General features: G+C 47.9%; 10 protein-coding genes. 7 read left to right on the forward strand and 3 right to left on the reverse strand.

Annotated elements, in window-relative coordinates; genetic code table 11:
• The 4 genes from VIM72_RS07480 to VIM72_RS07495 form a co-directional block, all read left to right on the forward strand.
• Nucleotides 1-1,243, forward strand: a 1,243-nt coding sequence (locus VIM72_RS07480; protein WP_332002213.1) for a Gfo/Idh/MocA family oxidoreductase, incomplete at its 5' end; no start/stop codon positions are given.
• A 19-nt stretch (nucleotides 1,244-1,262) separates the two neighbouring features.
• A complete protein-coding gene (locus tag VIM72_RS07485) occupies nucleotides 1,263-2,657 on the forward strand; it encodes a sugar MFS transporter (protein ID WP_332002214.1) in 1,395 nt (464 codons plus the stop codon).
• 10 nt (nucleotides 2,658-2,667) lie between these two features.
• Complete coding sequence (locus VIM72_RS07490) at nucleotides 2,668-4,011, forward strand: putative oxidoreductase C-terminal domain-containing protein (protein ID WP_332002215.1); 1,344 nt, start codon at nucleotides 2,668-2,670, stop codon at nucleotides 4,009-4,011.
• 19 nt (nucleotides 4,012-4,030) lie between these two features.
• On the forward strand, nucleotides 4,031-4,441 hold the full coding sequence (locus VIM72_RS07495; protein ID WP_332002216.1) for a VOC family protein: 411 nt from the start codon (nucleotides 4,031-4,033) through the stop codon (nucleotides 4,439-4,441).
• Between the two features lie 16 nt (nucleotides 4,442-4,457).
• On the opposite strand, the gene VIM72_RS07500 is transcribed toward VIM72_RS07495, so the two are convergent.
• Nucleotides 4,458-5,693 carry a sorbosone dehydrogenase family protein gene (locus tag VIM72_RS07500; RefSeq protein ID WP_332002222.1) on the reverse strand — a complete coding sequence of 412 codons (1,236 nt, stop codon included), beginning with the start codon at nucleotides 5,691-5,693 and terminating at the stop codon, nucleotides 4,458-4,460.
• Nucleotides 5,694-6,095: 402 nt separating this feature from the next.
• Here VIM72_RS07500 and VIM72_RS07505 point away from each other — a divergent pair, with 402 nt between their 5' ends.
• A complete protein-coding gene (locus VIM72_RS07505) occupies nucleotides 6,096-7,364 on the forward strand; it encodes a hypothetical protein (RefSeq protein ID WP_332002217.1) in 1,269 nt (422 codons plus the stop codon).
• A gap of 25 nt (nucleotides 7,365-7,389) precedes the next feature.
• Here the strand turns inward: VIM72_RS07505 and VIM72_RS07510 are convergent, their stop codons facing one another.
• Nucleotides 7,390-8,307 carry a helix-turn-helix transcriptional regulator gene (locus VIM72_RS07510; protein WP_332002218.1) on the reverse strand — a complete coding sequence of 306 codons (918 nt, stop codon included), beginning with the start codon at nucleotides 8,305-8,307 and terminating at the stop codon, nucleotides 7,390-7,392.
• A gap of 44 nt (nucleotides 8,308-8,351) precedes the next feature.
• The gene (locus tag VIM72_RS07515) at nucleotides 8,352-9,101 is read right to left on the reverse strand and encodes an alpha/beta hydrolase (protein ID WP_332002219.1); all 750 of its coding nucleotides are present in this window, start codon (nucleotides 9,099-9,101) and stop codon (nucleotides 8,352-8,354) included.
• 293 nt (nucleotides 9,102-9,394) lie between these two features.
• On the opposite strand from VIM72_RS07515, the gene VIM72_RS07520 reads away from it, so the two are divergent.
• Nucleotides 9,395-12,505 carry a TonB-dependent receptor gene (locus VIM72_RS07520; RefSeq protein WP_332002220.1) on the forward strand — a complete coding sequence of 1,037 codons (3,111 nt, stop codon included), beginning with the start codon at nucleotides 9,395-9,397 and terminating at the stop codon, nucleotides 12,503-12,505.
• Nucleotides 12,506-12,732: 227 nt separating this feature from the next.
• Nucleotides 12,733-13,611, forward strand: an 879-nt coding sequence (locus VIM72_RS07525) for a hypothetical protein (RefSeq protein ID WP_332002221.1), incomplete at its 3' end; no start/stop codon positions are given.

The following is a 13,611-nucleotide window of genomic DNA, read 5'->3' on the forward strand; positions in this document are numbered from 1 at the left end:
CGCCAGTATTATAGGGGCTAACGAGCGTATTAAAGTAGGCATGATGGGCGTGAACGCACGTGGACTGGCGCTGGCCGCCAACTATGCCCGTCAGCCTGATTGTGAAGTGATCTCTGTTTCTGACGTAGACACACGTGCTGCGGAGAAGTGCATCGCTAAAGTGAATGAAGTACAGCACAAAATGCCCGTTGCCGTTCCTGATTTCAGGAAAGCGCTGGAGAATAAAGGGATGGACGCGCTGGTAATTGCGGCGCCGGACCATTGGCATGCGCCCGCAGCCATCCTGGCAGCAAAGGCTGGTAAACATGTATACCTGGAAAAGCCCTGCGCCCACAATCCGCATGAAGGGGAATTGCTGGTAGCGGCGCAGCAGAAATATAAAACCGTTATACAGATGGGTAACCAGCGCCGTTCCTGGCCTAACGTGATCGCGGCCATCAGGGATATAAAGGAAGGGGCTATAGGCCGAGCTTATTTTGGCAAGGGCTGGTACACTAATAACCGTGCCTCCATTGGTACCGGCAAACAGACCGCCGTACCGGGCTGGCTGAACTATGATCTGTGGCAGGGGCCTGCCCCGCGCATGCCGTTCAAAGATAATCTCATTCACTATAACTGGCATTGGTTCTGGAACTGGGGCACCGGGGAGGCGCTGAACAATGGTACGCATATGGTAGATCTGCTACGCTGGGGACTGGGAGTTGAATACCCTACCCGCGTTACCTCTTCGGGGGGCCGTTACCGTTATAAAGACGATTGGGAAACACCGGATACACAGGTCATTACCCTGGAATTTGCGAACAACACCAGCATGTTATGGGAAGGCCGCAGTTGTAATGGCCGCCCCATAGAAGGCAATTCCGCAGGGGTAATTTTTTATGGCGACACCGGTTCGCTTGTTATTGACGGTAACGCCTATACGATATATGATCTGAAGAACAATGTTGTTAAGGAAGTAAAGAACGAGAAAGCTATTGATGCCAGGAACGTGACAAATCCTGCGGCAGATCTTGATGCCTTGCATATTCAAAACTTCTTTGACGCGATCCGTAAGGGCAGCGCATTGAATGCGGATATCCTGGGAGGGTACCAAAGTACTTTGCTGTGCCAGCTGGGTAACATTGCGTTGCGCTCCGGCAATACATTACATATTGATCCGTCTAACGGTCATATCAAAAACGATGCAGCCGCCATGAAGTTCTGGAAGCGCGACTACCAGGCAGGATGGGAACCTAAGATATAATCTCTTAAACGAAAGCTGAATGCGCAATAAACCGGCGGCGGTGGAAGTGGGCTCCATGAGCAAACGGGACACCCGGATCTCTATTTTTATTATCGGTATGTTGTTTTTCATTTTCGGGTTTGTTACCTGGGTGAATGCGATACTGATACCTTATTTCAAAATAGCCTGTGAGCTGTCGGACTTCCAGCAATACCTGGTGACCTTTGCATTTTACATTTCTTATTTTATCATGTCGGTTCCATCGTCTTACCTGCTAAAAGCCGTGGGTTTCAAGAAGGGGATGATGATTGGTTTCTGGGCCATGGCCACAGGAGCGTTTATTTTTGTGCCGGCAGCGTTGACGCGGACTTACGAGATATTTCTCCTGGGCCTGTTCACGATCGGTCTTGGACTGGCAGTATTGCAAACCGCTGCCAATCCATATATCACGATCCTGGGCCCGAAAGAGAGCGCCGCGCAACGGATCAGCATTATGGGCATCTGCAATAAGGGCGCTGGTATTATTGCCCCGCTGGTATTCGCAGCAGTGATCCTCAAGGCAACCGACAGCACGTTGTTTGCACAGTTGGCCAACATGGAGCAGGCTGCCCGGGAGGCCGCACTGGATGAACTGGTCCGCCGGGTGATCCTGCCATATAGCGTGGTAGGCACGGTACTTTTTTTACTGGGCCTGGTAGTGCGTTTTTCCCCGTTACCGGAAATCAATACAGAAAGCGAGAATGTGCAGCTGGCCGCCGCGAATGCAGATAAAAAAAGCATCTTTGAGTTCCCTCATCTTATCCTGGGCGCGCTGGCCATCTTTCTTCACGTGGGTACCCAGGTGATTGCGGTGGATACCATTATTCCTTATGCCAGCACGATGAATGTACCTTTACTGGAAGCAAGAACCTTTCCTTCTTACACGCTTGCCGCTACGATTTTCGGTTATTCCATGGGGATTATACTGATCCCCCGGTTTGTAAGCCAGGTGAATGCACTGCGTTCCTGTACACTGCTGGGCGCGGTGTTAACGCTCTGCATCATTTTCGCAAGAGGGCCGGTAAGCCTGTTGGGGCATACCACCGATGTTTCTATCTGGTTTGTAGTGTTGCTGGGGCTTGCCAATTCCCTGGTATGGGCAGGTATCTGGCCGCTGGCGCTGGAAGGGCTTGGACGTTTTACAAAGCTGGGCGCTTCCATCATGATCATGGGCCTGAGTGGTAACGCTATCCTGCCGCTTTTCTACGGGCATTTCGCAGGTGCGTATAATGTGCGTGTTGCTTACTGGGTATTATTTCCCTGTTATCTCTACCTGATCTTTTATGCCTTCTACGGCCATCTCATCAGGAGATGGACTGTTGGGACTTCTTCACAGGTATCCTTAAAATCCGGGGTGCAGTTATATGAAGTTCCGGGAGAAAAATTAAGTAATTGAATCAAATATTATGCAGCAACGTATTATCTTTCTGGCACTGGCAGTGCTGCTGATGGCCTGCGAAGCAAGGAAAACAACTACTGTGAAAATTATTGCACTTGATCCGGGACATTTTCATGCCTCCCTGGTACAGCAGGAAATGTACCCGGGGATTGACAGCACCCTGAAAGTTTTTGCACCGGAAGGAGTGGAGGTAGAGCGGTACCGGGAAGCAGTACTGGCCTATAATGAACGGAAGGATTCGCCCACGCACTGGCGGCCGGAAGTGTACACCGGGCCGGATTATCTGCAGCAATTGCTGGCGCAGCCTGCGGGTAATATCGTGGTGATTGCCGGTAATAACCGTCTGAAATCGACGTATATCCGTAGGAGTGTACATGCAGGGATGCATGTACTGAGCGATAAACCCATGGCCATTGACGCAGCAGGCTTTGACTCGCTCAAAGCGGCATTTGAAGAAGCGGTGCAACTGCATGTGCAGCTATATGATATCATGACCGAGCGCTATGAGATCACTTCCATCCTGCAGCGGGAGCTGGTGCAAATGCCGGCTGTATTCGGGGAACTGGAAAAAGGAACCGCTGCGGCGCCTGCCGTTATCAAGGAAAGCGTACATCATTTTAAAAAGAACGTGGCGGGCAAAGTGCTTATCAGGCCTGCCTGGTACATGGATGTAACACAGCAGGGAGAGGGGATTGTAGATGTGACCACCCATCTGGTAGACCTTATTCAATGGACCTGTTTCCCGGACCAGGTGATTCGTTACGAGAAAGACATCCTGGTTGATTCCGCCCGGAGATGGCCCACTGCGATGACCCTTCCGGAGTTCCACGAGATCACCAACGCGGACCGTTTCCCGGATTATTTACAAAAGGATGTGGATGCGGATAGTGTGTTGCAGGTGTATGCCAATGGAGCGTTTGATTACCAGATCAAAGGTGTGCATGCCCGGGTGGCCGTCAGCTGGAAGTACCAGGCCCCTGAAGGTACAGGCGATACCCATTATTCATTGATCAGGGGCACCGGGGCGGATATAGTGATCCGTGAAGGTGCATTATACATTGAGCCAAAAACTGCCGGTACAGCCGCTATACAGCAGGGCATCGCAACGCTTGCCGCCACTTATCCGGGGATTGCCTTAAAAGCAAACGGAAAGGCCTGGGAAGTAGTGATCCCGGCTTCCTATAAAAAGGGACATGAGGCTTCGTTTGCCAGGGTTATGGAAAAGTACCTGTCGTATGTAAACGCAGGGAGTATGCCGGCATGGGAAGTGCCTAATATGCTGGCTAAGTATTATACTACTACGCAGGCGCTGAGGTTAGCGAAGGAGCGTCAGATCAGTTTAAAATATTAATTTGAGGTGTTAAATTGATATGCTCAGCTACTTTAAAAAAGAATACTACATGAATTTAGATTTGAACCAGGTAACAGTTTCGGTGAGGAATATAGAAAGATCAATTGAATTCTATCAGGCGTTAGGATTAAAATTAATTGTAAAAGCACTACCCAGGTATGCGAGATTTGAATGCATGGGTGGTAACTCCACTTTTTCCCTTCATGAATCTGACGAATCAGGGACCAACAATATCTGGCTTTATTTCGAGACAGAAACGCTTGATGACGATATCAATAAATTGCAGGAAAAAGGTATCGTATTTGAATCGTTACCAGTTGATCAGCCCTGGCTGTGGAGGGAAGCAAGATTAAAGGATCCTGACGGAAATCTGCTTATCCTTTATCATGCCGGCCATAACAGGAAGAGCCCACCCTGGAGATTGGATTGATCTTTAAGAGAGGGAGCTACTTCCCCCGGTCAACACTAATCCTCCAGATACTATTCCCCGCATCATCCGCTACCAGCAACGCGCCATCTTTCGCCACAGCTACGCCTACCGGGCGACCGTGCACCTCGCTCTTACCTTCATCCGCAATAAACCCCGTCAGGAAATCTTCTGCTTTGCCTGCAGGCTTTCCATCCTTAAAGGGGATGTAAATAACTTTATAACCTGCCAGATGGGTGCGGTTCCATGAACCATGCTGCCCTATAAAGGCGCCGTTCCTGTATTTTTCGGGAAATGCATTTCCTTTGTAAAAAACAAGTCCCAGTGAAGCCGTATGGGCTATCAGCGCTACATCCGGCACTATAGCGGTTTTCACCAGCTCTGTTGCCTGGCCTTTGAAAGCGGGATCTTCGTGTTGACCGAAATAAGAATATGGCCAGCCATAAAAGCCGCCGTCTTTTACACTGGTGAAATAATCCGGCACCAGGTCGTCGCCCAGCTGATCCCGTTCATTCACCACGGTCCAGAGTGTATGCGTGCCCGTAGCCCAGTCCATACCCACCGGGTTGCGTAATCCGCTTGCGTATATCCGCATGTTGCTGCCATCGGGGTTCACTTCTAAGATGGCCGCCCTGTTCTTTTCATTTTCCATACCATGCTCGGCTGCATTGGTGCCTGAACCAACAGAAACATACAACTTGGTGCCATCTTCACTGGCAATCAGGTTCCTGGCCCAATGGTTATTATATCCACCGGCAGGTAATGGCAGGATTTTTTTTCCTTCTGCCGTGATACTGGTTACTCCCGGCTGGTAGGGATATTGCATCAGTCCGTCGGTATTAGCTACATAAAACTTATCATTCAGCACCAGCATCCCCATAGGCTGGTTCAGGTTTTTCATAAATGTATAGCGCTCGTCGGGATGCCCGTCGTTATTGGTATCGCGGAACATGGTGATCCGGTTGGCGGTGATACTGTTATTCTCCGATCTGGCCTTGCCGCTTACCGTGTTGATCAGCTCCTGCGTAAACCGTTTGATGGCATGGGCTTCCGATACAAAAACATCTCCATTGGGCGCTACAAAGATCCAGCGGGGATTTTTCAGGCCATCCGCAAATTTGGTCACTACAAAACCCGGCGGGGCAATGGGTTTGGCATCGTCGTCCCATCCTATTACAGTACTGAAATTGGTGACGGATGGGGTAGCGCCGGGAACGGGCAGGGAATCGGGCGGGGTATTGTTGGCCATTTCCACTGAATCCAAAGGGGGGTGAACCGCTTTTTTTCCGGATCCGTTACAGCCGTGTAAGGCGGCTAATACAAGTGCAAAAGTTGCTGAAAGCAGGATCTTTTCCATAAAAAGTGCGCTATTTTGTAGTCTGAATGTATAAGGATATCACCGGGCTAAAACAAGAATGATCGCTGTTTACAGCAGTTAATTTAAGACCTTAGGTTTACAAACCCAAATAAACCGGCGGGAAAAAGGGGATCTTCTGTTTTAGGGCCTGGTGAAAAACAGGGGTTATAACCCCGGAATCAGTTAGTCCGCATGACGGTACAGGATAGTTCTGCTCTCATTTCTATCTAATTTGGAATTACGCATAATTAACCTTTTTTCAATGCGAATGCCTGTTTAAATTTATCTAATTTACAGTACATGAAACAAAAAGTTATACTCAGCTTTTTTATACAGCTGGCCATCATTCCCGCCTGTTTGGCTCAACATTCAAATGACACAGCGGCCGGTTATCATCTGCCGGATGTGCTGCGTATGCAATCAGGTAAAACAATAAATACGGTGGCAGATTGGGAGAAAACCCGCCGGCCCGGAATAACCGCGTTATTTGAAAAGAATGTGCAGGGCAAAACGCCGGTAAAACATATGCCATTGAGGTTTGTATCACTATCTGTTAGTCATCATGCATTAAATGGCACAGCTACCCGGAAACAGGTGAGGGTATATTTTTCGCAGGGCGATAAATATTACATGGACATTTTACTCTACCTGCCTAATGAAAAGAACAAACCTGTGCCCCTGTTCCTGGGATTGAACTTTGCAGGTAACCAGACCGTTCATGCCGATACAGGAATACTCATTTCAAAACGCTGGGTGAGATACGCCCCTGATTCCGCCTATAAAAATCATATCGCCACGGCGGCTTCACGTGGCATACAAAGCAACGATTGGTCTGTTGAAAAGATAATCGCAGCAGGGTATGGGCTGGCTACCGTGTATTATGGCGATCTTCAGCCCGACAGTGCCAATAGCATGAATGCCGGCCTGGCTCCGTTGTTTTATAAGAAAGGGCAAAAGGAACCTGCTGCAGATGAATGGGGCGCCATTGGCGTATGGGCATGGGGGTTATCCCGGGCGCTCGATTACCTGGAAACAGACAGCGATGTTGATTCAAAAAAGGTGATAGTGATGGGCCACTCCCGCTTAGGCAAAACAGCACTTTGGGCTGGCGCACAGGACCGGCGGTTTGCCATGGTGATTTCCAATAATTCAGGAGAGGGAGGCGCAGCCATTACGAGAAGGAAATACGGCGAAACCATTGCCGTTATGAATAAGGCATTCCCTCACTGGTTTTCCGGGAATTTTAAAAAGTATAATAATAAAGAAGATGAATTACCTGTAGATTTCCACGAATTAATAGCATTGATAGCGCCGCGGCCGGTATATATAGCCAGCGCTTCGCAGGATCAGTGGGCAGACCCTTTGGGAGAATATTTATCCGGATGGTACGCTACCCCCGTATACGCATTGTATGGATTGAAAGGATTAAGCACGCCTGTTCCGCCGGGTATCAACCAGCCGGTGGGCGATGGCGCGATCGGGTATCATATCCGGGAAGGCGAACACGCCATCACGCCGTACGACTGGGACCAATACATACGTTTTGCCAACCGGTTCTTCAGTAATTAGCAAAGATTTTTATTGGCAACAGGCTTCAGTTGAACTTTTCCCTGAATGCTAAAGGGGATAGGCTGGTTTTTGCCTTGAACAGCCTGCTGAACGACTGCGGGTGCTCAAACCCCAGGCTATAGGCAATTTCACTTACTGATTGTTGTGTAGTGGATAATTGCGCTTTTGCATGTTCAATCAGCCTGTCCTGGAGATAGTGTTGGGTGCTCTTCCCGGTCAGCGACTTCAGTAATCCGCTCAGGTAACCCGCGGAAACATTTAAAGAAGAGGCCACCTCCTTAACGGTTGGTATGCCTTCCACGGGTAGTGCCTCACTCTTTAAATAGCTATCCAGCAAGGCTTCCAGGCGGTCGAGGATAGAGTGGCCCGATTTTTTGCGGGTAATGAACTGCCGTTGGTAAAACCTGTCGGCATAAGTAAGAAGCAGCTCCAGCTGCGCAATGATCACAGGATCGCTGAATTTATCGATGTTATTCCGGTATTCCTGCAGGATGTTTTCCATGATGCCGAGAACGGATTTTTCCTCTTTATCTGAAAGGAACAACGCTTCATTGACCGCATAACTAAAATAATCGTATTGCCTGATTTTCTTTGCAAGCGTGGTGTTCCACAGGAAGTCGGGATGGATGAGCAATACCCAGCCCGAGCGGTTTGCGATGGCGGCATCTTCAGGCTCCACTTCAAATACCTGTCCTGGCGCCATAAAGAATATCACACCCTCTTCGAAATCTCCCGGCTGCTGTCCATATTTCATATTGCCCCTAAAATTCCTGTCGATGAGGATGCAATAAAAATCGAACATAAACCCCATGCTAGCCTTGCATGGCAGCTGTATGGAGTTGTAATCGATCACACTGATCAGCGGATGTTCCGGCTTGGGAAGTCCCATTACCTTATGGTATTCACTGATTGTTTTTACCCGGTGGATCACCCTGTTTTCCATACCCTAATTTATTTATAATTGTGCAACAATTGCTGCATTCTTTTTTACTGAAGCACGATCTCTTCCAGTTTTTTTACCAGGTTTCCCGGTTGTTCGCGCATGGAATAGTGCCCACCTTCCAGTGTGTAGATCTTCCATTTCCTTTCCCTTGCTTTGTCTATTCCCATTTTATCGTGGGCCGGGCTTCCTTTGCCGTCTTTTGTCATCTGGAGGAATGCCGCCGGGATCTTCCTGGCCACGGGGTTGCCGAGTTGCAGCGGCTCAGTAAAGGTATTCAATGGCTGCGGTACATCCATAGGCGGAACAGCCTTTGTGGCGCCGAAAGGGTACAGCACCATGCCGTCTTTAATGTTGCCCCTGGTCATGGGTTCCCACAGGTCGCCACACACGTCTTTTGCGCTTTCCCCGTTGTTGGGTACCATTGCATCCAGGTAGATCAGCTGTTTGATCCGGTCGGGCGCCTGTTCCGCCACACCGGAAATAACCATTCCTCCATAACTATGACCTACAAGGATGATATCATGCAGGTTCTCAAACCTGATCACGTTCAGTATATCATTGATGTAAGTGGTAAGATTGATACCCGGGTTGGAGAGATGTACTCTTTCCCCAAGGCCTGTAAGTGTGGGCCGGTAAACAATGTGGCCATGCGCACTGAGTATCGAATCCACTTTTGCATAGTCCCAGCCACCGTCCCATGCACCGGGAACAAAAAGAAAAGTAAGGGCATGCTGTTGCTGTCCATAAGCGAACGAAGAAAGGACAGTGCTTAAAATAAGAATTAGTTTTTTCATAAAAATGCCTGATTGAAATAAATTGTTTGAGGATACAAAATTCAGCAATGGCCGGTGGAAAGGCTTAACCGGATCTGCTTTAGTTGTAACAAAATATCATATGGGAAAAGCCATTATCCGTTTTGCACAACAGACTTCCTGGGTTTCGGACCTGTAACAGGAAGCAGACATAATATTTTGTTAACCTTATCTTAATACCCCGTAAATATCAGGCTTATAACTTCGCAGGCTTAAATCTAAATAAGTCTAAATCGATGAAGAACCTATTCTGTCTTCTTTTAATTACTTTAGGGATGTTTACCTGTTCCGGAGTATTTGCACAATCCACGCTGGCAGACCTGAATGGCCAGGTCAAAGCAAAGGATGGCACAATGATTCCCGGGGCCTCCATTACAGTGAGGAATGAATCGACTGGTTTTACCAACCGGACCCAGTCAAATACCAAGGGGCTTTATACATTTAAGCAATTGCCGCTCGGTGGTCCTTACACCATCACGGTATCGGCTATCGGTTTTGGCGCTCAGAAAAAACAGGACTATAACCTTAACCAGGGGGATATTCTCCAGGTGAACTTTGACCTGGAGCCGTCTGTTTCAAACCTTGACGCCGTTACCATCGTATCTACATCCAACAAGAAAGCGATTGTAAATGCCGGCGCCGCTACCACTATTACACCTACGGACATCAACCGGTTGCCTGTTAATGGAAGAAACTTCTCTAACCTGGCAGCGTTGTCGCCACTTACCGGTAATGGCAACAGTATCAGCGGCCAGCTGGGATCCGGTACCAACTATACGATCGATGGTATGACGGCGAAGAACCCTACTTCTGCCGGCCCCACCACTTCCAGGAGCGGAGCGCCTTATTCTATTTCCATTGAGGCCGTTCGTGAGTTTAAAGTTGTTACCAACCAGTACGACGTTACCCTCGGCAGATCCGGCGGTGGAACGGTGAGCGCTGTTACCAAATCCGGTACCAATACCTTGTCCGGCTCTGTATTCGGCTTTGGTCGTGCTAACTGGTTATCCAGCCCTTATGATATCCGTGGTAACAAAAGAAACAACGATTATTCCACTTACCAGTTCGGGGGCTCTATCGGCGGGCCGATCATCAAGGATAAACTTCACTACTTCTTTGCATGGGATCATCAAACAGATAACCGTTCCCTGGTAATTGCTGATATACAATCCAATTCCGATCAGCTCGTATATAATATTACCAGGAATGTACTGGATACTTTTGTAGATATTGCCAGGTCAAAGTATGGTGTTTCCAGCCATGCGCAGTACGGTTCTTTTGGAAAAACACGGCAGTCGGATGCTGGCTTCCTGCGCCTTGACTGGCAGATCAACGACAAGAACCTGCTGACTATCAGAGATAACTATACGAATGACGTCAACAAACTGGGACTGATCGATAATACTGCCATTAACCTGTATGAGTCGGCCGGTAATGACTTCAACAGAGATAACAGCCTCCTGGTGACACTGAGATCTACCATCAGCACCAGGATTACCAATGAATTAAAGGTACAGCATTTGTATACCTGGCAGGCCAGCAGGCAAAATGATGAGCTGCCAGGCGCCCTTCCGAGAGCAATTGTTGAAAACGTAACCTCAGTACTGTCAGACGGATCCACCAAGTCTACCAATATCCAGATCGGTGGTCACCGCTTTGCCCAGGAAGGATTTACCAACAACGTATTCCAGCTTACGGATAACCTGTATTATAATACAGAGAAAATTAACTATACATTCGGTATCGACCTGATGTACACGCACGCCAAATCGCTGTATGGCAGCGAAGTAAACGGCCGATATGTATATAGGGGCATGGATGCCTTCCGTAACAACACGCCATATGCATTCTACCGTGAAGTGCCACTGGTAGCTGATCCAAGTGTTACTTCCGGCATTTTCAATGGTGGTATATATGGCCAGTTGCAAACAGACCTGGGCAACGGGATAAGCCTTACTGCCGGTTTGCGCTTCGATATGGCTACTTATCCTAAAGCTCCCTTCAACCAGGATCTGTACAATGCGCTGGGCTTAAGTACCAACAACAGTATCAAGTCTTTTGTACCGCAGCCAAGAGTGCAGCTCACATGGGATGTAAAGGAAAAACATACAGACTATATCAAAGTGGGTGCAGGTATATTTAGTTCCGATATCAATAACTATATGCTCATCAACAACCTGACATTTGATGGCAAACATTTCGGGACCGCTAACCTGAACGCCAGTTCGGTAAGCATCCCTTCTCCGGACTTCGCTGCGTTCAGGAAAGATCTTTCTACCGTTCCTGCTTTTGCATCGTACCAGTTGCCGCTCATCAACTATACAGGTCCTGATGCTAAAATACCTATTGTTTATAAGGCTAATATCAATTATACAAGGTATATTACCAGCCGCCTGAGAATGGGTGTTTCCGCTTACCTGACCTATGGCCGTAATAACTACTTCTATATAGACAGAAACATGGTGGAAAAGCCATATTTCACGCTTCCTAACGAAGCTAACAGGGGAGTATATATTCCTTTAGATAAGATGAACACCAGCGGCGGTAGCGGCAACTACCTGGATGGAAGGGTGAGCAACGCATTCGGCAGGGTACTGGAATTAACCAGCAAGGGTAAAAACAACACCTACACCTTTGTATACGACGTTAATTACCGCTATTATAAAGATGGTAATATCACCGCCAGCTATACCTGGAACGATTCCAAAGATAACACCTCTTACAACGGTAACGTGGCCAACAGCGCTACTTTAGGTTTGCCGGTAGCAGATGATCCCCGTAACCTGAGTAAAATGAGTTACTCTGATGCACAGTTCCGTCATAAGGTAGTATTTTATGGTACATCGCCTTCTTTCGCAGGATTTGTATTCGGCGTACGCTTCTCTGGCATAGGCGGTACCCGTTACAGCCTGTTGTCAGGTGTAAACAGCAACCAGGATTTTGTAAGCGGTACCAATGACCTTGCTTATGTATTTAATCCCAACGATCCTAAAACGTCTGCAGCCGTAAGAGACGCATTAAATAAGCTTTTGAGTTCAGGCGCAGGCAGCAGTTTTAAGAAATATGTGGAGAAATCAGAAGGTAAGATTGCAGAAAGAAACGGTGGCATCAACGGCTTCTATGGTACTTTCGACCTAAGACTGGCTAAATCATTCAAGATTTCCAAAACAAGCGGTTTTGAGCTTTCTGTAGATGTGTTCAACTTTGCCAATATGCTGAATAAGAAATGGGGTGCAAGCCATAACTTTGGTAACACCGCGTTATATCGTGCTTCTGCATTCAGTAAAGATACCCGTGAGTATAACTATTCCGTTAACACCAGCGGAATTGCCAATCCGGGTGGAGACCCTTACCAGGTACAGTTAGGAGTAAGATTCTTCTTCTGATACCCGGTAACGTTTTGCAAATAATATAACCGCTCCCGCAGCATACGGCTCACAAAAGCGTGATACAATCCGGAAGGATGTATCACGCTTTTGCTTTTACTGGTGAGGCTTCATGAAAATTCTTGTAATCTGTTTGTAAGCCTGTCATCTTAAATACGGTTTTTTCGGAAGTGTGGTAAAAACGTTATGTTTAATTATCTTTCCTGCCTGAACAAACCTGTTTTCTCTTGATCATAAAAGTTGCCATATTAATCCAGACCAGGCTGGTCCTGCTTTTTGCCTGCCTGCTCGCGGTTTCCTGTTCCTGCCTGGCTCAAAGTGGGACCGCTTTCACGGGGTACGGAAAGGTGCCTGTAAAAACCCCGGATTCCCTTTTGCGGAAAGTGCATCTTGCCACCGGTATTAAAGAGAAAATACTGGCCTTACAGCCTTTGCTGGCTTTTCATGCTGCCCATGGCACTACAGACTCTGTGATCATTTATGCGCAACAACTTATCGGCAGTCTTAACCAAAGCGATCTTTCATCTGCCGAAAAACAATCCTGCCAGGTATCTCTTTATCTTACACTGGCCAATGCTTACAGCGAGGAAGGACTGTACGACGAAGCGTTACGTTATTATCTGCAGGGCGCCGGGATAGCGGAATCCCTGGGTAACAAAACCGCCGTGAACGACAATAAAATGGGCATGGCCAATGTATATGCTGCCCGCAATGAATATGACAAAGCCATTGCTGCATATAATGAACTGCTGAATACGGTGGAGGATGCACAACTGGAACATCTGGTGTATGAGCGGCTGGGCATTATGTTCCTGGAACAGAAAAACCTGCTTCAGGCGAAACAGTATACTGAAAAAGCGCTGGCTTATTTCCGGCAGCAACACCAGGAGAAAAAAGAACTGCAGGCCAAACTTACACTCGGTATCATCGCAGAATTAAACCAGCAATCCGATGAGGCGTATGCTATTTACAATGAAGTAAAAAACAATGCAGAACAGCGCCAGTTTTTTGACCTGTATATCCACGCGGGGCAGCGCATGGGCGACCTGCTGATAGCCCGTAAAGATTATGAGAACGCAAAAGTGCTGCTGTCGCTCGTATACACC

Origin of the sequence: Chitinophaga sp. (genome assembly GCF_036569185.1) — a bacterium.
Taxonomy (GTDB): domain Bacteria; phylum Bacteroidota; class Bacteroidia; order Chitinophagales; family Chitinophagaceae; genus Chitinophaga.

What these genes read in the sequence shown, in the direction of transcription:
- VIM72_RS07485 (WP_332002214.1), top strand. Translation starts at nt 1,263, where the DNA reads ATGCGCAATAAACCGGCGGCGGTGGAAGTGGGCTCCATGAGCAAACGG.
- VIM72_RS07490 (WP_332002215.1), top strand. Translation starts at nt 2,668, where the DNA reads ATGCAGCAACGTATTATCTTTCTGGCACTGGCAGTGCTGCTGATGGCC.
- VIM72_RS07495 (WP_332002216.1), top strand. Translation starts at nt 4,031, where the DNA reads ATGCTCAGCTACTTTAAAAAAGAATACTACATGAATTTAGATTTGAAC.
- VIM72_RS07505 (WP_332002217.1), top strand. Translation starts at nt 6,096, where the DNA reads ATGAAACAAAAAGTTATACTCAGCTTTTTTATACAGCTGGCCATCATT.
- VIM72_RS07510 (WP_332002218.1), bottom strand. Translation starts at nt 8,307, where the DNA reads ATGGAAAACAGGGTGATCCACCGGGTAAAAACAATCAGTGAATACCAT.
- VIM72_RS07515 (WP_332002219.1), bottom strand. Translation starts at nt 9,101, where the DNA reads ATGAAAAAACTAATTCTTATTTTAAGCACTGTCCTTTCTTCGTTCGCT.
- VIM72_RS07520 (WP_332002220.1), top strand. Translation starts at nt 9,395, where the DNA reads ATGTTTACCTGTTCCGGAGTATTTGCACAATCCACGCTGGCAGACCTG.